Origin of the sequence: Xanthomonas hortorum (assembly GCF_024339125.1) — a bacterium.
GTDB lineage: Bacteria > Pseudomonadota > Gammaproteobacteria > Xanthomonadales > Xanthomonadaceae > Xanthomonas > Xanthomonas hortorum.
On the sequence record NZ_CP101417.1, the window covers coordinates 3,956,826 to 3,976,705 of the forward strand.

General features: G+C 63.5%; 17 protein-coding genes and 1 pseudogene. 9 read left to right on the plus strand and 9 right to left on the minus strand.

Features of this window, described 5'->3' with window-relative positions:
- The first annotated feature begins 40 nt into the window (after nucleotides 1-40).
- The 4 genes from nirB (at nucleotide 41) to cobA (ending at nucleotide 6,431) form a co-directional block, all read left to right on the plus strand.
- Nucleotides 41-2,458 carry a nitrite reductase large subunit NirB gene (gene nirB / locus NMB96_RS16940; RefSeq protein WP_255086985.1) on the plus strand — a complete coding sequence of 806 codons (2,418 nt, stop codon included), beginning with the start codon at nucleotides 41-43 and terminating at the stop codon, nucleotides 2,456-2,458.
- Nucleotides 2,455-2,820, plus strand: a complete 366-nt coding sequence (gene nirD / locus NMB96_RS16945) for a nitrite reductase small subunit NirD (protein WP_084217878.1) — start codon at nucleotides 2,455-2,457, stop codon at nucleotides 2,818-2,820. Before nirB ends, nirD begins: the two co-directional genes overlap by 4 nt.
- Nucleotides 2,817-5,615 carry a nitrate reductase gene (locus NMB96_RS16950; protein ID WP_255085310.1) on the plus strand — a complete coding sequence of 933 codons (2,799 nt, stop codon included), beginning with the start codon at nucleotides 2,817-2,819 and terminating at the stop codon, nucleotides 5,613-5,615. The genes nirD and NMB96_RS16950 overlap by 4 nt, the downstream gene beginning before the upstream one ends.
- Nucleotides 5,616-5,684: 69 nt before the next feature.
- The gene (cobA, locus tag NMB96_RS16955) at nucleotides 5,685-6,431 is read left to right on the plus strand and encodes a uroporphyrinogen-III C-methyltransferase (RefSeq protein WP_255086986.1); all 747 of its coding nucleotides are present in this window, start codon (nucleotides 5,685-5,687) and stop codon (nucleotides 6,429-6,431) included.
- 61 nt (nucleotides 6,432-6,492) lie between these two features.
- Here cobA and NMB96_RS16960 read toward each other — a convergent pair whose 3' ends face one another.
- From NMB96_RS16960 to NMB96_RS16985, 6 genes are read right to left on the minus strand one after another with little or no spacing between them, the layout of a single operon-like run.
- Nucleotides 6,493-7,536, minus strand: coding sequence for an acyltransferase family protein (locus NMB96_RS16960; protein WP_255085311.1), 1,044 nt, complete (start codon nucleotides 7,534-7,536; stop codon nucleotides 6,493-6,495).
- A 44-nt stretch (nucleotides 7,537-7,580) separates the two neighbouring features.
- Nucleotides 7,581-8,882, minus strand: a complete 1,302-nt coding sequence (locus NMB96_RS16965; protein WP_255085312.1) for an NAD(P)H-dependent oxidoreductase — start codon at nucleotides 8,880-8,882, stop codon at nucleotides 7,581-7,583.
- Nucleotides 8,879-9,460 carry a dTDP-4-dehydrorhamnose 3,5-epimerase gene (gene rfbC / locus NMB96_RS16970; RefSeq protein WP_023904010.1) on the minus strand — a complete coding sequence of 194 codons (582 nt, stop codon included), beginning with the start codon at nucleotides 9,458-9,460 and terminating at the stop codon, nucleotides 8,879-8,881. The genes NMB96_RS16965 and rfbC overlap by 4 nt, the downstream gene beginning before the upstream one ends.
- Nucleotides 9,457-10,506, minus strand: a complete 1,050-nt coding sequence (locus tag NMB96_RS16975) for an NAD-dependent epimerase/dehydratase family protein (protein WP_255085313.1) — start codon at nucleotides 10,504-10,506, stop codon at nucleotides 9,457-9,459. Before NMB96_RS16975 ends, rfbC begins: the two co-directional genes overlap by 4 nt.
- Nucleotides 10,507-10,510: 4 nt before the next feature.
- Nucleotides 10,511-11,284, minus strand: a complete 774-nt coding sequence (gene rfbF, locus NMB96_RS16980) for a glucose-1-phosphate cytidylyltransferase (RefSeq protein ID WP_006451332.1) — start codon at nucleotides 11,282-11,284, stop codon at nucleotides 10,511-10,513.
- Nucleotides 11,285-11,340: 56 nt separating this feature from the next.
- Entirely contained in the window at nucleotides 11,341-12,525 is a 1,185-nt protein-coding gene (locus NMB96_RS16985; RefSeq protein ID WP_115040002.1) for a glycosyltransferase family protein, read from the minus strand.
- 240 nt (nucleotides 12,526-12,765) lie between these two features.
- Here NMB96_RS16985 and NMB96_RS16990 point away from each other — a divergent pair, with 240 nt between their 5' ends.
- The 5 genes from NMB96_RS16990 (at nucleotide 12,766) to NMB96_RS17010 (ending at nucleotide 17,076) form a co-directional block, all read left to right on the plus strand.
- Nucleotides 12,766-13,941 (plus strand): NAD(P)/FAD-dependent oxidoreductase, encoded by a 1,176-nt coding sequence (locus NMB96_RS16990; protein WP_255085314.1) that lies wholly within the window; start codon nucleotides 12,766-12,768, stop codon nucleotides 13,939-13,941.
- 150 nt (nucleotides 13,942-14,091) lie between these two features.
- Entirely contained in the window at nucleotides 14,092-14,349 is a 258-nt protein-coding gene (locus tag NMB96_RS16995; RefSeq protein WP_023904015.1) for a KGG domain-containing protein, read from the plus strand.
- 483 nt (nucleotides 14,350-14,832) lie between these two features.
- Nucleotides 14,833-15,342, plus strand: coding sequence for a ferritin-like domain-containing protein (locus NMB96_RS17000; protein WP_023904017.1), 510 nt, complete (start codon nucleotides 14,833-14,835; stop codon nucleotides 15,340-15,342).
- A gap of 175 nt (nucleotides 15,343-15,517) precedes the next feature.
- Nucleotides 15,518-16,438: a M14 family metallopeptidase gene (locus NMB96_RS17005; RefSeq protein ID WP_255085315.1), complete on the plus strand. Its 921-nt coding sequence runs from the start codon at nucleotides 15,518-15,520 to the stop codon at nucleotides 16,436-16,438.
- Nucleotides 16,439-16,485: 47 nt separating this feature from the next.
- Nucleotides 16,486-17,076 carry a DUF1349 domain-containing protein gene (locus tag NMB96_RS17010; RefSeq protein ID WP_183086765.1) on the plus strand — a complete coding sequence of 197 codons (591 nt, stop codon included), beginning with the start codon at nucleotides 16,486-16,488 and terminating at the stop codon, nucleotides 17,074-17,076.
- Nucleotides 17,077-17,085: 9 nt separating this feature from the next.
- On the opposite strand, the pseudogene NMB96_RS17015 reads toward NMB96_RS17010, so the two are convergent.
- From NMB96_RS17015 to istA, 3 genes and pseudogenes are all read right to left on the minus strand, one after another.
- Nucleotides 17,086-17,247, minus strand: a pseudogene (locus tag NMB96_RS17015) (hypothetical protein); the annotation flags it as partial.
- A 91-nt stretch (nucleotides 17,248-17,338) separates the two neighbouring features.
- A complete protein-coding gene (gene istB / locus NMB96_RS17020) occupies nucleotides 17,339-18,082 on the minus strand; it encodes an IS21-like element helper ATPase IstB (protein WP_053051498.1) in 744 nt (247 codons plus the stop codon).
- Between the two features lie 15 nt (nucleotides 18,083-18,097).
- Nucleotides 18,098-19,633: an IS21 family transposase gene (gene istA, locus NMB96_RS17025; RefSeq protein WP_229009178.1), complete on the minus strand. Its 1,536-nt coding sequence runs from the start codon at nucleotides 19,631-19,633 to the stop codon at nucleotides 18,098-18,100.
- Nucleotides 19,634-19,880: the final 247 nt, after the last annotated feature.

Below are 19,880 nucleotides of genomic sequence, written 5' to 3' on the forward strand. Positions count from 1 at the left end.
GGCAATGAAGCAACCCAGACTCGTCGTCATCGGCAATGGCATGGCCGGCATCCGCACCGTGGAGGAACTGCTCAAGCTGATGCCGGGCATGTACCAGATCACTGTGTTCGGCGCCGAGCCGCATCCCAACTACAACCGCATTCTGTTGTCGCCGGTGTTGGCCGGCGAGCAGGAGTTCGACGATATCGTGCTCAATCCGTTGCAGTGGTATCAGGACAACGGCATCCACCTGCACTTGAACAAGGAGGTCACGCGCATCGATCGCGTGCGGCGTCGCGTGATTGCCGCCGATGGCACCGAGGCCGAATACGACCGCTTGTTGATCGCCACCGGCTCGGTGCCGTTCGTGTTGCCGATTCCCGGGAACGACTTGAAGGGCGTGATTGGATACCGCGATATCCAGGACACGCGCACGATGATCGAGACCGCGCGCAGCAAGCAGCACGCGGTGGTGATCGGTGGCGGCTTGCTCGGTCTGGAAGCGGCCAATGGGTTGAAAGTGCGCGGGATGGACGTGACCGTGGTGCACCTGGCCGGTTGGTTGCTGGAGCGTCAGCTCGACCCGGTGGCTGGTGGTTTGTTGCAGCAGGCGCTGCGTGCACGCGGGTTGGAGTTCAAGCTGAGTACTGCGACCAGTGTGCTGCTGGGCAATGCGCAGGGCGAAGTGATCGGGGTGAGGTTTGCCGATGGCAGCGAGATCCCGGCCGATCTGGTGGTGATGGCGGCGGGCATTCGCCCGAACACGCGCTTGGCCGAAGAAGCCGGCATCCACTGTTCGCGCGGCATCGTGGTCAACGACAGTCTGCAGAGCTTCGACCCACGCGTGTACGCGGTGGGCGAGTGCGCAAATCATCGGGGCATTGCGTACGGCCTGGTGGCGCCGTTGTTCGAGCAGGCCAAGGTGTGCGCGAATCATCTGGCGCAGTTCGGTATCGGTATCTATCGCGGGTCGGTGGCGTCGACCAAGCTCAAGGTCACCGGGATCGATCTATTTTCGGCAGGCGACTTCATGGGCGGCGATGGCTGCGAGGAGATCGTGCTGTCCGACCCGGCCGGCGGCGTCTACAAGAAACTGGTGATCCGCGACGACGTGCTGGTGGGCGCCTGCCTGTATGGCGACACCAGCGATGGTGGCTGGTATTTCAAGTTGCTCAAGGACGGCACACCGATCCAGGCGCAGCGCGATCAATTGATCTTCGGCGAAAGCGCGTTGGGCGATGCCGGTACGGGCGGGCAGGATCGTGCCAGTGCGATGGCCGACAGCGACGAGGTCTGCGGCTGCAATGGCGTCTGCAAGGGCACGATTGTGAAAGCGATCAGCGAGCAAGGCCTGTTCACCGTCGACGACGTCAAGAAAAACACCAAGGCGGCGAGTTCGTGCGGGTCGTGTACCGGGCTGGTCGAGCAGATCCTGATGAACTGCCTGGGCTCCAACTTCCAGGAAACCCCGAAAACCAAGGCGGTTTGCGCATGTACGGACCTGAGCCATGGCGAAGTGCGGCGCGCCATTCGCGAACACAAGTTGCTGACCCACGCGCAGGCCTATGCCTTTATGGAATGGCGCACGCCCAACGGCTGCGCCACCTGCCGGCCGGCGATCAACTACTACATGTTGTCGACCTGGCCGCATGAGGCCATCGACGACCCGCAGTCGCGTTTCATCAACGAGCGGGCGCACGCCAATATTCAAAAAGACGGCACCTTCTCGGTGATTCCACAGATGAAGGGCGGGGTGACCAATGCCAGCGAGCTGCGCCGCATTGCCGATGTTGCCGACAAATATGCGGTGCCGATGGTCAAGGTGACCGGCGGCCAGCGGATCGATCTGCTCGGGGTCAAGAAGGAAGATCTGGTCGATGTGTGGCGCGATCTGGGCATGCAATCCGGGCATGCCTACGGCAAATCAATCCGCACGGTGAAGACCTGCGTGGGCAGCGAGTTCTGCCGTTTCGGCACACAGAACAGCACGCAGATGGGCATCGATCTGGAAACCATGCTGGCCAATATGTGGAGCCCGCACAAGGTGAAGCTGGCAGTGTCCGGTTGCCCGCGCAACTGCGCCGAATCCGGCATCAAGGACGTGGGCATCATTGCGGTGGATTCGGGGTGGGAGCTGCATATCGGCGGCAACGGCGGCATCAAGACCGAAGTGGCGCGATTTCTGGTCAAGGTGACCACTACCGACGAAGTGCGCGAGTACACCGGTGCGTTCTTGCAGCTGTATCGCGAGCAGGCCTATTACCTGGATCGTACCGTGCACTACATCGCACGCGTGGGGCTGGACTATATCCGCGCGCAGGTGGTCGATGACGCGGCCAACCGACGTGCGCTCTACGAGCGCCTGCTGTATTCGCTGGAAGGTTTGGTCGACCCGTGGAAGGCGCGTATCGCCGGGGAACGGCGGCAGGAATACCAACCGCTGCGTATCGCCGCGCCGGCCGCAACGGTGGAGGAATGAGCATGCAGGAAAACGCCTGGATCCGCGTCTGCGCGCTGCAGGAATTGCCTGCATTGGGCGCACGTGTACTCGATATCGACGGCATCCCGCCGATCGCCTTGTTCCGCACCGCCAGCGATCAGGTGTTCGCGTTGCGCGACCGTTGCCCGCACAAGGGCGGCCCGTTGTCGCAAGGGATTGTCGCCGGCGAAACCGTGACCTGCCCGTTGCATGGGTGGGCGATTGCCTTGCAGAGCGGCCAGGCCTGCGCACCGGATGTGGGCTGCGCGCCGCGTTACCCGGTCAAGGTGGAAGCCGACGCGGTGTGGATCGTGTTGCAGCCGGTGTCGCAACCCGACGCAATCGCCGAGCCAGCCGCATGAGCGAAGGTCTGCAGCCCGCATCAAGCGGCGAGGCGGTGCAGCCGCACGCATCCTCGCCGATGCATCGCATCACACCTTCGACCTGCTGCTACTGCGGCGTTGGCTGCGGGGTACTGATCCAGAGCGAGCACGACACCAATGGTGAGCGCATCGTCGGGATCGAAGGCGACCCGCTGCATCCAGCCAATCATGGGCGCTTGTGCAGCAAGGGCCTGGCCTTGCCGCAGACCGTCGCCAGTACGCAGGGGCGCGTGCTTGAACCCGAGCTGCGTCGTCATCGGCAGGCACCGCGGGCGGCGGTGAGCTGGGATCAAGCCCTGCAGCATGTGAGCAGCAAACTGGCGGCGATCATCGAGGAGCACGGCCCGGATGCGGTGGCGTTTTATCTCTCCGGGCAATTGCTGACCGAGGACTATTACGTCTTCAACAAGCTCGCCAAGGGCCTGCTTGGCACCAACAATATCGATACCAATTCGCGCCTGTGCATGTCCAGCGCGGTCACCGGCTACAAGCTCGCCCTGGGCGCTGATGGTCCGCCGACCTGTTACGAAGATCTGGAGCTGGCCCAGACGGTGCTGTTTGCCGGCAGCAACATGGCGTATGCGCATCCGGTGTTGTTTCGCCGGCTGGAAGAGGCGCGCGCACGCAACCCCGAGATTCGCTGGATCGTGATCGATCCGCGTCGCACCGACACTGCGGCCATGGCCGACCTGCACCTGGCGATCGAGCCCGGGACCGACGTCGCCCTGTTCAACGGCATGCTGCATCACCTGATCTGGGAGGGTCTGGTGGATGCGCGTTTCGTTGCGGCGCATACCGAGGATTTCGACGCCCTCAAGCACATGCTGCGCGAATACACCCCGCGGATGAGCGCCGAGATCTGCGGGATCTCGCATGAGGACCTGGTGCAGGCCGCCGAGTGGTTCGGGCGCAGCCCGGCGGCGTTGTCGCTGTATTGCATGGGCTTGAATCAATCCGCGCATGGCACCGACAAGAATCTGGCCTTGATCAATCTGCATCTGGCGACGGGGCAGATCGGCAAGCCAGGTGCCGGGCCGTTTTCGCTGACCGGCCAGCCCAATGCGATGGGTGGGCGCGAGGTTGGGGGGATGGCGACGATGCTGGCGGCGCACCGCGAGATCGGCAATGCCGACGATCGTGCGGAACTGGAGCGCTTGTGGAACTTGCCTGCCGGCCGTGTGAGCGCCACTGCCGGCACGCCGGCCGTGCAGTTGTTCGAGCGCCTGCGTGCCGGAACGTTGAAAGCGGTATGGATTGTCTGCACCAACCCCGTGCATTCGATGCCGGAGGTGGAGGGCATCCGCGCCGCACTGGAGCAGGCCGAGCTGGTGATCGTGCAGGACGCGTTTTCCGGCACCGACACCGTGCCGTATGCCGATGTGCTGTTGCCGGCAGCCAGTTGGGGAGAGAAGGACGGTACCGTGACCAACTCCGAGCGCCGCATCACCCGCGTACGCAAGGCGGTGGACGCGCCGGGCCAGGCGCGTGCGGATTGGTGGATCGCGCGCGAAGTCGCACGCCGCCTGGAAGCGCGCTTGGCGCCAGCCGAGGGCAAGGGATTGTTCGCGTTCGACAGCACCGCGCAGATCTTCGACGAGCATCGTGCGCTGACGGTGGGCCGCGATCTGGATATCGGCGGGCTGGATTACGCGATGCTGGATTGCGGCCCGCAGCAGTGGCCGTTTCCGGCCGGTGCCGCACACGGGCAGGCACGGCGCTATACCGATGGCGTGTTTGCCACCAGCAACGGACGCGCGCGCTTCCACGCCACGCCGTATCGCAAGGTTGCCGAGCCGACCTCGGCGCGGTTTCCGATGCGGCTGCTGACCGGCCGCCTGCGCGATCAGTGGCATGGCATGTCGCGCAGTGGGCGTGTGCCTGCGGCGTTTGCGCATAGCCCGGAACCGGCGTTGCGCATGCATCCGGACGACGCGACGCGACGCGGTCTGGTCGCGGGCGAACTGGTGCAGATTGCGAGCAAGCGCGGCGCGCTGGTGTTGCCGCTGGAACTCTCCGACGAACTGCGCTCGGGCACCGTGTTCGCCGCGATGCATTGGAGTGGGCAGAGCCTGTCCAGTGGCGGCATCAATGAAGTGAGCAGCCCGGCGGTGGATGCGCGCTCGCAGCAGCCCGAGCTCAAGCACGCAGCGGTGCGTGTAGAGAAGGCCAGTTTCGGCTGGCATCTGCTGGCCGCACGGCGCGGTGATGCGTTGGCCTTGCAACAAGCCCTGCAGCCGCTATTGCGCGCGTGCGGCTATGCATCGCTGCGGCTGCATGCCGAGCCGCTGGCGGAAGGGCGCGGGCACTGGGCGGTGTTGCATGCCGCCTGCGAACGCGCACCGGAGGCGCAATGGCTCGATCGCCTGGTCGCCGCCTTGCAGCTGCCGTCCGGCGCGGACGTACTTGAGTACCGCGATCTGCGCCGCGGCCTGATGCGCCGCGTCGGCTGGCGCATGCAGGACGGTCACAGCCATATCGATGGCTTGCTGCTCACTGCTGCGCAGCCCAGTGAAGCCAATCACGCCTTGCTTGCTACCGCATTGGCAGGCCAGGCGTGGCGTGGTCCGCGGCTGGCGGTGTTCGCGCAGACGCAACGCACGCCGAGCGACCCGATCGTGTGCACCTGCATGCAGGTGTCGACGTCTGCGATTCATGCCGCCATCGACGACGGCGCCGATCTGGATCAGCTCAAACAACGCCTGGGCTGCGGCAGCGTCTGCGGTTCCTGCGTTCCGCAACTCACCCGGCTATGCCGGCAACCACGGCTCGCCTGAGCGCACGTCCTTCCCTCCACACACTGCGAGATCTTTCTCATGTTCGTCAGTCATTCTTGCACGCGCGATGTGGTGTTGTTGTCCGCCGGCCCCGGCGATCTGGAACTGCTCACGATCAAGGCGGTCAAGGCGCTTGCTGCCGCGCAAGTGGTATTGCTGGACGATCTGGCCAATCCGCAGATCGTCGAACTCGCACCGCAAGCGCGGGTGATCCGGGTCGGCAAGCGCGGTGGTTGCAGATCGACGCCGCAGGACTTCATCTGCCGGCTGATGCGGCGCTACGCCTTGCAGGGCTTGCGCGTGGTGCGCGTCAAAGGGGGCGATGCACTCCTGTTCGGGCGAGCAGGGGAGGAAATCAGCTTCCTGCGCCGCGCCGGGGTGGGTGTGCAGATCATCAACGGCGTCAGTGCCGCATTCGCCGCTGCCTCTGCGCTGGAAGTGTCGTTGACCCATCGCAGCCATTGCCACGGCATCACTTTCGTCACCGCGCATACGCACGATCACGGCGAGCCGAATTGGGGCGCGCTTGCCGCCAGCGGCACGACGCTGGGGATCTACATGGGGCTGCGGCGCGCCGATGCAGTGGCCAGTGCCTTGCTCGCGCATCTGCCCGCAAGCACGCCGGCCGCGATCGTGCAGGCCGCCACACGTCCCGAGCAGCAACGCCGGCTCACCACATTGGGCGAGCTTGGAAGCACCGCTGCGGCACTGCTGCCGGGTTTGCCGACCTTGCTGCTGGTGGGCACTGCGTTATCCGAGGCGGCAGTGCAGTGCGACGATCGTTTCGGTGTGATGTTGGAGCAGGCGGTGGGCTGAGCGCGATTTCAAAACAGTGGCCTGCAACGTGGTGTGCGCCGCTTCATCGCGGAAAAGATGCTCACTGCACAACGCGACGTGCCAACAGGCGACGCGCATGCCGCAAGGCGATGCGCTCGTAACACAGGTGATAGACCACGCCGAGCAGCAGTGCGGCGCTCACGCTGAGCAGCAGGTTCACCGGCCAGGTGGCCAGCGGCCCGAGTCGGCGTGTGGTGCGTGCCACCAGCGACATCAGCGGCATATGCACCAGGTAGATGGCGTACGAGGCATTGCCCAGCAACAGCTGGGTCGGGCCGATGCGTAGCCAGCCGCGCCATTCGGCCCGCACCAGGCCGACCAATACGCCGGCGATCGACAGGCCGAGCAGCGGCGAATGCATGCGTTGCATGCCATCGAGCACGAAGCACAGCAACGCGACGACCGCGACAGCACTGCTGACCCAGACAGTCCATGGTGCAGTGCTCAGCACCGCGCGCGCGGCCAGCATGCCGAAGACGAATTCCAGGGTGATGGGATGCAGCAGCAGCGCACGCCAGGACAGATCGACCGGCTGTGCAAACGGCGCGCCAACTGCCGCGTAAAGCAGCGTCACGCTTGCCCAGAGCACTGCGCAGCGCAACGGATGCCCGCTGCGAAAGAACAACCACGCCAGCGCGTAGAACATGAGCTCGTAACTCAGCGTCCACGCCACGCCCAGGGCGGATGCTCCATCGACCGGCAGCAGGGTCAGCGTGGCAAACCACGACCAACCCATGTCGCCATCATCCAGGCTGGGCCGCAGCGTGTAGGCCAGCGCCAACGCAACCCCCACCGGCCAGTACGGCAGATAGATGCGGCTGATGCGGCTGCCGGCGTAGTCGCGGCTCCAGCCTGGCGTGCCCGCGCTGGCGTGGTTGACGTAGTAGATGATGAAGCCCGACAGCACGAAGAAAAAATCCACGCCCAGATAGCCATGCGCCAGTGCCGCAGCCAGCCATGCGGGTAACGGCTGCACCAGGTGCGTGGTGGGCAGCACGCTGTGGCTGAGTACCACCATCATCGCGGCCAGCGCACGCCCGGCCTGCAGGACGCGGATGGTGGGACGGGCAGGCAGCGCTGCCATCGGCTGCGACATCGGCACGCGGACGCCGGCCGGTGTCTCTGCGCTCAGGCGGCCATTTCCGCAGCGTCGGCAAAGACGCTGGCCTGTTCCGCACGTAGGCGGTCGATCAGGCGGTTGGCCGGCAGCTGCACGTCGTCGTAAGTCAGCACCTGGTCCTTGGCCACCGCATGCCGCAGCACACAGCCTTCGGCCACGCCCATCGGCAGCAGGCGTGCGTTCGCGGTGCTATCGGCGCGCTCGCATTGACCGTAGCTCATGTAGCCGCCAAGCCCGTCGATGGTTTCGCCGGTGGCCAGGTCGCGTTTGGCGGTGGCGATCACTTCCACCAGCGGCGCACCGAGCGGCTGCAGCACCGCATCGCCGAGCAGCACCACGCGCGCCACCGACAACGGCACCTCGAAATGGCACAAGTGATACGGCGTGTAGAAGCTGTACAGCGGGCCTTCGCCGAGCTTGTAGAGATTGAGGTAATGCTGTTGTTTGGCATCCTCGTGACTGGCCAGCACGAACACGCCGGGCGAGGGCAGGGCGCCCACCACGTAATCCACCGCGCCGCCCACTGCACGTAACGCCTCGATGTCGTAACGCTTGGTCAATGCGTCCACATGCCCGCGATGCTCATAGCCGGTCATGCCGCGCTGCAGGATCGACATGCCGGTGCCGTTGGCGACGATCGCCTGTTCAAAGCTGATCTTGGTGCCATCGGCAAAACTGGTGACCATATGCGGGTCCTGGCCCCACTTCGCGGCGAAACCGGCTTGTGTCGCCGGTGTGCGATACGGGTCCTGCAAGCCTTTGATGTTGCCGCACAGCAGCGGCGTCAAACCGATCGAGCGCACGAACCGATACAGGTTCATCTGCACGCCGGGCTGGTCGCCATCGCAGGCGCTGAAGATCACCCCGGCCGCATCGGCCTTGCGCTTGAGCAGCGGGCCGATGGTGCCGTCGAGCTCGGCGTTCATCGTGACCATGTGGCGGCCATGGGCGATGGCGCCCAGGCTGATGTGCGCGCCGTACTCGATGGCGCCGGTGGCATCGATCAGGCAATCCAGTGCGTCGCATTCGTAGACCAATGCAGGGTCATCGGTTACGGCAGGAATGCCGGCAGCCATCTGGCGCTTCAATTCGGTGGCGCCATCCACCACACGTGCATGCTGGCCGGCTTGGCGGTACGCCTCCAGCGCCTTGTCCACGCTGCGGTTGCAGATCACCGATACCCGCATGCCCGGCACCGAGTGCGCGATCTGGTTGACGATGCCGCGTGCCATGAAGCCTGCCCCGTACAGGCCAACCCGCAATGGGCGACCTGCATCGGCGCGTGCCTGCAAGAGACGATCGATATTCATGCGCGCTCCTTCTGGGTAAGCCCGGCAAGCTGCGCAATGCCGTGCTGGTGTTCGTTGAAGTCTGGCCAGGCGGCATCCTTGTCGGACACCAGCTGCGGCTTGAGCGGCCACTGCAGGCCCAGACGTGGATCGTTCCAGCGCAAGCCGCGCTCGGCCTGCGGCGTGTACATCGCACTGGCGAAGTAGAAGGCTTCGGTCTGCGGCTGCAAGGTGATGAAGCCATGCGCAAAGCCGCGCGGCACGTACAGCGCCAGACGATTGTCTGCAGTCAATTCGGTGCCGTACCACTGCAGGTAGGTGCGCGAATCCGGGCGCAGATCCACGATCGCATCCCATAGCCCACCGCGAATGCAGCGCACGATCTTGACCTCGGCGGCAGGCGGCAATTGGTAGTGCATGCCGCGCAAGGTACCGGCCTGCGCATTGAACGAGTTGTTGACCTGCACGAACTGATCGACCAGGCCGGCCTGGGCCATTTCCTGGGTGCAAAACACCCTTGCAAACCAACCGCGCGCATCGCCACGTTGTTCCGGCTCGATCACAAACGCGCCTGCCAGCGGGGTAGGGTGAAAGATCATGCAGCCACCCTCAGGTCCGCTGCGAGGGTGCCGGCATCGACCAACTGCTGCAGGATGCGCAGCCGGATGAAGTCCGAGCTCTGGCGGAAGTCGCCATCGGTGAAGCCGGCACGCTGCAGATCGTGGCGGAGTTCGGTGATGGTGGAGCGCAGGGTTTCCTGCGGTTGATGCTCGGGAGCCAGACGTTCGAACAGGGAAAAATCCACACGATACGAGCGGCTGTCGGCCGGCGCGTTGCTGGAGATCGACACCGTTGCGCTGGGAATCGCCACACCGACCGCATGCGCCAAATCGCGTACCTGTACATTCCAGCGTGCCGAGCCGGCATTGACGAACAGGAACTGCCCACCGGCCAGCGGTGTGCGGCTCAATGCCCAGTCGATGGCGCGCGCCATATCGCGCACATGGATCAACGGCCGCCACGGCGAGCCATCCGACAGTACCTCCACGGTGCCGTTGGCCACGGCGCTGGCGACGAAATCGTTGAGCACCAGATCCAGCCGCAGGCGTGGCGAGGCGCCGCAGGCAGTGGCAAAACGCAGGCAGGTGATCACCATGTCGGTATCCAGCTGCGCAAGCGCACGTTCGGTATCGATCTTGGAATGCGCATACGCGGTCAGCGGGGCGATGGTGCTGGTTTCCGAGCGCGGCGTGCCATCGGCGGCTGCCCCATACACGCTGCAGCTGGAGGCGAACACGAAGTGGCGCACTCCGGCCTGCGCAGCGGCTTGCGCCACGGCAACGCTCGCCTTGCAGTTGATCGCGTCGGTGACCAGCTCGAAGCGCTTGCCCATCGCATCGTTGGAGATCGCCGCCAGGTGCACCACCGCGTCGAAACCCTGCAGTTGCTGCGCGGTGAGGTCGCGCACATCGCCGAACCATTGCTGGTCCAGCACCACTTCCGGCAGGCGCCGCGGGTCGGACAGGCAATGCGCGAACCAGCCGCGATCCAGCCCCACCAACCAGGCCTGCGGATAGCGTTGCCGCAAATGGGCGGCCACTACCGGCCCGATATAGCCCATGTTGCCGGTGATCAGAATGCGCATGCTGTTACTCCCACACGCGCCACGGCGCGCGATTGGACGACCAGAGGGTTTCGAGATGATTGCGGTCGCGCAGTGTGTCCATCGGTTGCCAGAACCCGTCGTGGCGATAGACGCTCAACTCGTCGCGGTCGACCAGCGTTTCCAGCGGGCTGTTCTCCCACACGGTGGCGTCGTCTTCGATCACGTCGATCACGCGTGGGTCCAGCACGAAAAAACCGCCGTTGATCAATCCGTCGCCATCCAGCGGTTTTTCGCGGAAACCGGTGACGTGTTCGCCTTCCACCCGCAGCGCGCCGAAGCGGCCGGGCGGTTGCACGGCAGTGACCGTGGCAAGCCTGCCTTCGCGTTGATGCAGCGCGATGGCTGCGCCGATATCCACATCGGCCACGCCATCGCCGTAGGTCATGCAGAACGCCGATTCGCCGCGCAGATGCTCGCGCACGCGGCGCAGCCGGCCGCCGGTCATGGTCTGCGCACCGGTGTCCACCAGCGTCACCCGCCAGGGTTCGGCACGGGTGTTATGCAAGGTGGTGGTATTGCTGCCAAGGTCGCAGGTCACATCCGATTCGCGCATGTGGTAGTTCATGAAAAAATCCTTGATCACTTCGCCGCGGTACCCCAGACACACGACGAAATCCTGGATGCCGTGGTGCGCGTAGATTTTCATGATGTGCCACAGGATCGGTTTGCCGCCGATTTCCACCATGGGCTTGGGGCGGATGGCGGTTTCTTCGGAAATGCGCGTTCCCAGTCCGCCAGCCAGAATGACTGCTTTCATTGATACGTCCTTTGGGGCTGGAGCCTTGCGTGATGCCGGAGCACTGCGATGCAACGTTATGCGGTCATGCTCAGCACGGGTGCCGGGGAGCAGGCAGCGTGTTCGGCCATGGCCGCCAGGTTGTCGAGCATGGAAAAACGCTCGGCCATCAACGCCGGGCGAGGCAGCTGCAGCGTCTGCAGAATCTGCGCCCACCGGTGCGCCCAATCGTGCCGGCGTAGCGATTGCACGGTGTTGTGCAGGCGTGCGCGATCCAGTCGCTCGCTCTGCTGTTCCAGATCGTGCAGAAACTGGCCGATGTCGCGGACGTCTGATGGCAGATCGATGACCGCATCGTCCCAATCGAAGAACTGCCGGAATTCCGGGCAGCCCTGCGCAGAACCCAGCACGATCGCGCCGCCTGCGGCACCTTCGAAATAGCGCGTGGCCAAGGCCTGTTTTTTCACGCCCTTGAAGAAGCCTGCCGTGTCGACAGTAAAGTCGTGGGCCATGAAGAACTTGGCGCGCTTGATCATGGCGCTCGATTGCAGGCGGTGTGCAGCCCAGTCCTGCACCGCACCGCCACGTAGCACGTCGTGCAGATAGAAAAATCCTGGGTTGGCCTGTGCATGCGCCAGCAATTGCGCATGCACCTGCGGCACGCGCCGGCCAATGCTGACCACATCGATGCAGCGCTGTGGCGCACGCGGCAGTGGGGTTGCCAACAAGGTGTCGCACGCGCTGGCCAGAAACGACACTGGCGTGCTGGTGTAGCCACGCAGCGCATCCACGCAGCTGGCATTGAGCACGAAGACATGATCGAACTGATCGAGCAGTTTCAATTCGGTCTTTTGCGATTCCAGCAGCTCAGGCCAGGTTTCCAGCAGGTACACCACACGCGTGCGGCAGCGCTTGCGCCAGCCGTCCATGCGTCCGAGCGCGCTCAGCTCTCTTGGGAACTGGCACACGTAGAAAAACAGATCGTAGTCCTGCTCGACTTTGCGTGGCTGTGCATTGGAGAGGGCAGGCCGCCCACTCAACCGATGCAGCGCAGAGGCGCCGCGATGCTTCAGTTCGTTGAGCAGATACGACACACCCGGATTGACCCCGCGCCCGCTGGTGTACTCCGCTGCGGGCGGGCACAGCAGGTCTGCATGTTCCAGACTGCCGATGACATTGAGCAAGGCATAGGCCTGCCCGTTGAAGGCCTCTGGCCAGGCCTGGTAATTGGAGGCCAGCAGGACCGAGCGCGTTGCGTCCATCGATACTCCTTCGGTGATCGCACCTGCCAACCGGCCGCGACTGCTTTTACTCGGGTGGGTAAAACAACGCACGCCCCAGACCAAGGCCAGGAAAACGTTCGTCGCCTTGCAGCACTGTGCGGTTCAACATAACCCGACCTAAATATAAGAGCAGATAGTGAGAAAAGAGTGATACCGGTCGCGATAATCCTGTGCGCTATGGTGTAAGCCCGCTGGGTTGCCGATGGTTTGAGGCCGAACATGCACGACGTTGAATGTGTGGTGGTGGGCGCAGGCGTGGTGGGGCTGGCGATTGCGCGTCACCTCGCGCTGCAGGGGCATGCGGTGTTGGTACTGGAAGAGCAGGCCGCGATCGGCACTGGCAGCAGTGCGCGCAATAGTGAGGTGATCCACGCAGGTCTCTACTACCCGGCCGAGTCGTTGAAGGCACAGTTGTGCGTCAGCGGCAATACCGTGTTGTATGCCTATTGCGAGCAACGTCACGTGCCGTATCGGCGTTGCGGCAAATTGATCATTGCGTGCGATCACGCGCAACGCGAACAACTCGACCGGCTGCATCACAACGCGGTGGCCAGTGGTGCGCACGGTGTTGTGCCGCTCACTCAGGCGCAGGTGCGGGAGCGCGCGCCGCAGCTGCGCTGCGTTGCCGCTCTGGAGTCCACCGCCACCGGCATCATCGACAGCCATGCATTGATGCTGGCATTGCAGGGCGATGCCGAAGCGCACGGCGCCACCGTGGCGCTACGCACGAGGGTGGAACACGTCGAGCCAAGTGCAGCAGGATTCCGTCTTTCGATTGCAGGTGACGGCCATGCGCCGGTGTCGCTCACCTGCAACTGGCTGGTGAATGCGGCCGGCCATGGCGCGCCACCCCTGGCTGCCCGCACCGATGGTTTGCCCGCGCGTGCACAGGTGCGGGCCTACTTCGCCAAGGGCAGCTACTTCACGTTGGCCGGCCGCTCACCGTTTGGTCAATTGATCTATCCGCTGCCCGAACCTGGCGGCCTGGGCGTGCATCTCACCCTGGACCTGCACGGGCGTGCACGCTTCGGCCCTGATGTGGAGTGGGTAAGTGCGCCCGATTACCACTGCGAGCCAACGCGGGCAGACAGCTTTGTGGCGGCGATACGGCGTTACTGGCCTGGCTTGCCGGAGCGCGCATTGCAGCCTGGCTATTGCGGCGTAAGACCGAAGATCAGCGGGCCCGGCGAGGCGGCCGCCGATTTCCGCATCGATGGGCCAGGTCTGCACGGCATCGCCGGGCTGGTGAATCTGTTGGGCATCGAATCGCCGGGGTTGACCTGCTGCCTGAGCATCGCCGCGCACGTGGCCGCGTTGCTGGAAGATCGCCCCTTGCAGGCCAGTACTGGTAGCGCTACCCACGCATCACCGCAAGCGGCAGGCACGTCTTGCTGACAGGAGTGCAAGATTTGCACAGCGAGCGCAGCCGTTTTTTCCGACACCCCATGTACGTGCACCGTGTGGCCTGCATTTGCGGGTTGGCACGATTGTTGCGTTGACCCCATTACCCAATGGCGTACCAACGAAGCATCGAGAGGAGGCACAGTGGAAGACGGACAGAACGTTACTCGTAGCCGGCGCGGCTTTGCCGCATTGGATCCTGAAAAGCGCCGCGTGTTGGCCAGCAGCGGTGGAAAAGCCGCCCACGCCAGCGGCAATGCACATGAATTCACCAGCGACGAAGCACGTGAAGCGGGTCGCAAGGGTGGCCAGGCAGTCAGCCGCGATCGCGATCATATGTCGCGTATCGGCAGCAAAGGTGGCCGTTCCAAGCAGGCCAAGCCGCAGGAAGAAGCAGTCTAAATCCGCCGTTCGGCGCGCCGATGGCGTGCCGGTGCGGGTTGCAGCACGACAGGCTCTGCGTCAGCTGGATGCAGGGCCTGTTACGTTTTGGGAAGGTACTTCGCGATGTCATTCGAGGTCTGCAGGCACAAACGATTGCAGCACTCCGTCGCTTGAGGTCGCCTGATGGCGATTGGATTGCAAAGGTGTGGTCTTGAACCTGTTGGTGCGCAACGCATCGGCACGGATGAGGAAAATTTTGCACACCTTGTGCGGCGCTGCCATCGATTGCAGGGAAATTCTTCACCCTCACTGTCGCACCTCTCACAGTGTCTGCAGGATTTGCAGAGCTGGCCAGACCCCTCATTCTCTCGTCCCGGCCCATTCGCTGGGTCGTGATGTCAATTACATGTGGACGTCCCACTGCGCGCTCACCTTGTGCAGCCGTGTCTTTCATGCGGTGCGCGCCACGCTGGAGTCCTCGCACATAACAGGAGATGTCGCATGGCCGAACCCCAAGAAAATTTGATGGACTGGTTGCGCGATGCGCATGCAATGGAGCAGCAGGCCGAACAGATGCTCAAGGCTCAGGCGGCGCGCATCGAGCATTATCCCCAGCTCAAGGCACGTCTCGAGCAGCACCTGGAAGAGACGCTGGGCCAGCAGCGCCTGGTCGATTCCTGCATCGAGCGCCTTGGCGGTTCGCCGTCGGTGATCAAGGACACCATGGGCAAGATGGCCGCGTTCGGCCAGGCCATGGGCGGCATGACCACCTCCGACGAAATCGTCAAGGGTGCGATGGCCGGCTATGTGTTCGAGAATCTGGAGATCGCCACCTATACCGCGTTGCTCGGTGCAGCCAGGACGGTAGGCGATGTGCAAACCCAGCACGTGTGCGAGCAGATACTGGAGCAGGAACATGCAATGGCCGACTGGTTGCTGGACTATCTGCCGCAGCTGACCGAAGAATTCCTGGTGCGGGATGCAACCCCGGGCGTCATTGCGAAGAAGTGAGCCGCAACGCGGGCCGCCGCGCCGTGGACCGGTAAACACAAAAGGCCCTGCGATGCAGGGCCTTTCTTGTTCCGAGACAGGCTTGGATGCGGCAGCGTGCGCGATCCGGCACTGCCATGGACCGGCTTATCCGCAACGCTTACCCTTGTCGATCTCTCGACAAACGGTTGCAGTGATGACAGCGCACGCGGCTTATCCGATCGGCAGTGCAGGGCACCCCTGGGGTGAGACAGAGCGCAGTGCATGGCGTGCACGCCAGCTGCGCCAGCGTAGTTATGCCGACGATGTCGTGCAGCCCATCGAGCGCCTGGATGCGCACCTTGAACGCGTGCATTACGGGACGATCGGCGCGGCACCCGAGCACTATCCGTTGATCGCACTGCGCAATGCCGACTGGGACGCTGCGCTACCGTGCGCACTGGTCACCGGCGGTGTGCATGGGTATGAAACCAGTGGCGTGCAGGGCGCGCTGCAGTTCTTGCAGCAACACGCTGCCCATTACGCGGGCCGGATCAATCTGCTGGTGGCGCCCTGCATCAATCCGTGGGGGTATGAGCGCATCCAACGCTGGAATGCCGATGCAATCGATCCGAATCGTTCCTTTCGCCAGGACAGTCCTGCAGCAGAATCGGCCGCGTTGATGCAGCTGGTCACCGCACTGCCTGGGCAGATGCACGTGCATATCGATCTGCACGAAACCACCGACAGCGACGAAACCGAATTCCGCCCGGCGTTGGCCGCGCGCGACGGTGTTGCGTACGTGCCGGGCACTATTCCGGATGGTTTCTATCTGGTCGGCGACAGCGAAGATCCGCAGCCGGAATTTCAGCAGGCCGTGATTGCGGCGGTGGCGCAGATCACCCACATCGCGCCTGCCGACGCGCAGGGCCAGATCATCGGCGCACCTGTGGTGGGCCATGGTGTCATCAACTATCCGGTGCGGCGTCTGGGCTTGTGCGCCGGCGTGACGCAGGCACGCTATCGCACCACCACCGAGGTGTATCCGGACAGCCCGCGTGCAACGCCTGCGCAATGCAATGCGGCGCAGGTGGCGGCGATCTGTGCGGCACTGGATTACGCGCTGGCACATGCGTGAAGACGCGGAGCCGGGAAAAGCAGGTCACAACGAATTCGGAGATCAGCATGCCGCATGACACGGCCTGGCACGGTGGTATCTGGCTCAACCGGCCGAAGACAGTGGAGATCGATGGCGACACCTTGGAGGTGGTGACCGACCAGGCCACCGACTTCTGGCGCCAGACCCATTACGGATTTACCCGCGATAGCGGGCACTTTCTGGGTGTCGCAGCTGCAGCGGGTTTCACCGCGCAGCTGCGCGTGCGCGCCCAATACGCATCGCTCTACGACCAGGCTGGCATCATGGTGCGCCTGGACGAGCAGCGCTGGGTCAAGGCGGGCATCGAACTCAGCGACGGCCGCGCGATGCTCAGCAGCGTGCTGACCAATCCGGTGTCGGACTGGGCCACCGGTCCCTACGAAGCCGATCCGAAGGATTTCTGGATCCGCGCCACCGTTGCCGAGGGTGTGTTGCGCCTGCAGGTCTCTGCCGATGGACGCAGCTGGCCGTTGATCAGGCTTTGCCCGTTCCCGGTGGCCGACGCCTATCGGGTCGGGCCGATGTGCTGCACGCCGGAGCGCGCGGGGTTGAAGGTGCGCTTCTCCGACTGGACGCTGGGTCCACCATTGGGCAAGGCGCTGCACGATCTGAGTTGAACGCTGCGGTCACGGCAGTCGCTGCGCGGCCAGCGCCTGCGCAACGTAAGCGGCCACCAGGTGCGCTTCCATCGGGCGGGAGAGCAGATATCCCTGCGCTTCGTCGCATCCCCAGCTACGCAACAGCGCGATTTCGTCGGCATGTTCGATGCCTTCGGTACGAAAAGCCAACCAACTGGACACTCATCGGCGACGGAACTGGACACCGCCGCCAAATGAATTGGATGCGAGCGCCAGAAGCGCTGGACAGCGCCGCCAATCTTCACTTCCCGGACTTGGCCACCTTCGTCTTTCGCATGGATTCACCCTTGAGCGCTAGTTTGTGGCTGCTGTGAATCAGTCGATCCATGATGGCATCAGCCAAAGCAGGGTCATGGATAAACGCATGCCAGTCCTGCACTGGCATCTGGCCAGCCACAATCGTGGCGCCAGAGCCGACACGGTCATCGAGTAATTCCAGTAGATCTGCACGTCCGCGGCTGCTCAGCGGCGTCAGGCCGAAATCATCCAAGATTAGTAGTCCGGTCCTGGCGAGTTGATTGCGAAGCTTGGCCAGTGAGCCGTCCGCATGCCCGACCTCCATGTCTTCCAACAGGCGGCCTACGCGCCGGTAGCCTACGGTGATCCCTTGGCGTGCGGCTTGTACGGCCAGGGCACATGCCAACCAGGTCTTTCCAGTACCTGTTTGTCCAGTGACCAAAACGTTTTGGCGGTGCTCAATCCAGCCACAGGTCAGCAAATCCGCGATCACCGATCGATCCAACCCGCGCCCAACACGATAGTCAATAGCCTCCGGTTCGGCGTAGACCTTGAGCTTGGCATTGCGAATCAGGCGCGTGAAGCGCTTGCTGTCGCGCTGACTCACCTCGGCGTCAACCAGATGGCCAAGGCGCTGATCGAAGCCGAGTGCTCCGTAGCTGGATTGGGCGAGTTGATGTTCGACGCCAGCCACCATGCCGGTCAATTTGAGCGTTCGTAGCTGATCAATCGTATGTTCCAAAGACATAATGTTCTCCCTGAATTATGAGTAGTAGTTAGCACCGCGCACGTTTTCGTGCGCCTGTGGAGCGTCATCGTTGCTTGCACTGTCATCGCAAGATGCGCTGCGATCCAGATGGCGCACCAGGATCGACTTCACCGAGCTGACACTGTTTGCTTGGATGCGCACTGCCCGGTCACAGGCCGCCTGCAGCCTTTCGATCCCGTGTTCACGCGCAAGGCGTCGCAGCCCTCGACAGGCTTGCAGGGTCAGTGCCGGTCGGCGATGGGTCGCGCTATGTCGTTGCACGAACTTATGCAGGGCGCCTCCTTGCTGACGCGCCCATGTCATCAGTACGTCCGGCGTGTCTTGTGCGTAAGCGCGATGAGCCGGTGGCTGGTGCTCCGGTGACGTGCTACATCCACCCACTTCGCCGCTGCGCGGATGCATGGCCACCCGCTTGTCGCGGTGGAAGACTGCCACGGCCTCCCGGGTGACCTTCAAGTTCACCTTTGCGCCAACCAATGTGTGAGGAACCGAGTAAAAGTGGCCCTGCCAAGGGACGTGGTAATCCTGTCCCACAGGGACCTTAAGCTTCCACTCTGCGTACTCGTAGGGCATCTGCGGACAGGGACGCAGCGCGGGGCCGTCCAGTTCCTCGAACAGTTGCTGACGGCTTTTTCCGCCGGACCCACGCATCGGACGAAGGTTCATGCGGTCCACCAGCTCGGCAATGGCGCGATTCAGTTCCTCCAGCGAGAAGAACACCCGATTGCGCAGCCGCGCCAGGATCCAACGCTGGGCCAGTTGCACCCCAATCTCCACCGGCGCCTTGTCCGTAGGTTTGCGCGGACGTGCCGGCAGCACCATGGTGTCGTAGTGTGCAGCGAACTCGGCGTAGGTCATGTTCAGCAGTGCCCCGTCCTGCCCGGAAACGGAGGTCACCGCCGCCTTGAGGTTATCCGGCACCAGATAGGTGGGCACGCCCGCAAAGAACTCCAGCGCCTTTGCATTGCAAGCGATCCAGTCAACCGATTTCTGGCTTGCGACGGCATAGACGAAGGTCTTGCGGCTGGCACCCATGACCGCCACGAAGAGCTCCACCGGGGTTGTTGCGCCGGTCATCTGATCAGTGATCGAAGGGCGCACTCCGGAGAAGTCCAGAAACAGCTGTTGTCCCGGTACACGCACCTGACGCATGACCAGTCCTCGCTTACGCGCATAGCGGCGGTAGCGGCGTCGGAACTCGGTCTCTGACATCGCCCCGGCTTCCAAGCCAAGGGCATATTCCTCATGCAATAGCGCGATCGTCATGCCGCGCCGCTGCAGCTCGGCGTGCACATACGACCAATCCGGTTCAACGAGCAACTTCTTCGCACTACTTTTGCCCGGATTCAATCGGCGCGCCAGCGCGACTTCGTCCATGCTCTCGATGTCATCCCACGATTGTGAGAGGGCTCGCAGGCGTTTGCGATAGCGGCCGACCGTGGTCGGCGAGCGATTCAACTTTTGACCAACCTGCCGATCGGTCAGGTCAGTGCGCAGCAGGCACCGGCACAGGTCTTTCAACGGATTCATGGCACTCCTTGCACCGCCTTCGTTCCAGGCACCAGCATCCGGGCCAGAACAGCGGCAACAGTCCCCCGCGCCAGCGCGTAAGAGCTGGCAAACAGGGATTGACGAAGGGAGGGCGGATGCCGAGAATGCAGCGAATAGGTTCTAGCTACACCCTCAAAGCCCCCAAGCGTTGACGCGCTTGGGGGCTTTTGCATTTCCCACGTGTGGAATGGCGGTGGGAGTCGTCAGGTCATGCTGACCCCCTGTC

Excerpts from the sequence above, each read along its gene's own strand:
- nirB (WP_255086985.1), top strand. The coding sequence starts at position 41 with ATGGCCGGCATCCGCACCGTGGAGGAACTGCTCAAGCTGATGCCGGGC.
- nirD (WP_084217878.1), top strand. The coding sequence starts at position 2,455 with ATGAGCATGCAGGAAAACGCCTGGATCCGCGTCTGCGCGCTGCAGGAA.
- NMB96_RS16950 (WP_255085310.1), top strand. The coding sequence starts at position 2,817 with ATGAGCGAAGGTCTGCAGCCCGCATCAAGCGGCGAGGCGGTGCAGCCG.
- NMB96_RS16960 (WP_255085311.1), bottom strand. The coding sequence starts at position 7,536 with ATGGCAGCGCTGCCTGCCCGTCCCACCATCCGCGTCCTGCAGGCCGGG.
- NMB96_RS16965 (WP_255085312.1), bottom strand. The coding sequence starts at position 8,882 with ATGAATATCGATCGTCTCTTGCAGGCACGCGCCGATGCAGGTCGCCCA.
- rfbC (WP_023904010.1), bottom strand. The coding sequence starts at position 9,460 with ATGATCTTTCACCCTACCCCGCTGGCAGGCGCGTTTGTGATCGAGCCG.
- NMB96_RS16975 (WP_255085313.1), bottom strand. The coding sequence starts at position 10,506 with ATGCGCATTCTGATCACCGGCAACATGGGCTATATCGGGCCGGTAGTG.
- rfbF (WP_006451332.1), bottom strand. The coding sequence starts at position 11,284 with ATGAAAGCAGTCATTCTGGCTGGCGGACTGGGAACGCGCATTTCCGAA.
- NMB96_RS16985 (WP_115040002.1), bottom strand. The coding sequence starts at position 12,525 with ATGGACGCAACGCGCTCGGTCCTGCTGGCCTCCAATTACCAGGCCTGG.
- NMB96_RS16990 (WP_255085314.1), top strand. The coding sequence starts at position 12,766 with ATGCACGACGTTGAATGTGTGGTGGTGGGCGCAGGCGTGGTGGGGCTG.
- NMB96_RS17000 (WP_023904017.1), top strand. The coding sequence starts at position 14,833 with ATGGCCGAACCCCAAGAAAATTTGATGGACTGGTTGCGCGATGCGCAT.
- NMB96_RS17005 (WP_255085315.1), top strand. The coding sequence starts at position 15,518 with ATGACAGCGCACGCGGCTTATCCGATCGGCAGTGCAGGGCACCCCTGG.
- NMB96_RS17010 (WP_183086765.1), top strand. The coding sequence starts at position 16,486 with ATGCCGCATGACACGGCCTGGCACGGTGGTATCTGGCTCAACCGGCCG.
- istB (WP_053051498.1), bottom strand. The coding sequence starts at position 18,082 with ATGTCTTTGGAACATACGATTGATCAGCTACGAACGCTCAAATTGACC.
- istA (WP_229009178.1), bottom strand. The coding sequence starts at position 19,633 with ATGAATCCGTTGAAAGACCTGTGCCGGTGCCTGCTGCGCACTGACCTG.